This window comes from Actinomadura sp. BRA 177 (assembly GCF_013372625.1).
Classification (GTDB): Bacteria; Actinomycetota; Actinomycetes; order Streptosporangiales; family Streptosporangiaceae; genus Spirillospora.
In genome coordinates this window covers 1-446 of sequence record NZ_JABXFD010000010.1, presented here as the reverse complement: position 1 = coordinate 446, position 446 = coordinate 1, and the positions used below count along the sequence as shown (strand labels likewise).

The 446-nt window shown below is 67.7% G+C and carries 1 pseudogene; it reads right to left on the bottom strand.

Annotation, left to right across the window (positions count from 1 at the left end):
- Positions 1-215 (bottom strand): annotated as a pseudogene (locus HUX53_RS00035) (hypothetical protein); the annotation flags it as partial.
- Between the last annotated feature and the right edge of the window lie 231 nt (positions 216-446).

Below are 446 nucleotides of genomic sequence, written 5' to 3'. Positions count from 1 at the left end.
CCGCCCGCGCGAACCTGCTGCTGGCCCGCCCGCAGCTGCTCCCCGCTCGCGCCGGGGCGGGCCAGCAGCAGGTTCGCGCGGACGGTCCCGGCGAACACGTGCGCGTCCTGCGCCAGCCCCCGCACCGCCGCCCGCACGTCCCCGGGTGCGTACCGGGCCAGCGCCCGCCCGCCCAGCACCACCGCACCCGACGCCGCCGCGACCTCCCCCGACACCGCCGCCAGCAGCGTGCTCTTCCCCGCACCTGTCTCTAATACCCACCTGACGCCGCCGCCGAAGGGGATAGTGTAGACCTCGGTGGTCGCCGTGTACGTAAAACAGTATTAGACACTAAGTGTGGTCACATACCGCAATCTCTGGTCATTTAACCACTGGCACAATCACAGCTCCGCCCGCGTACGACGTACATCTCAGATAGCCAAGCAAATCGACACAGAACCCAATAT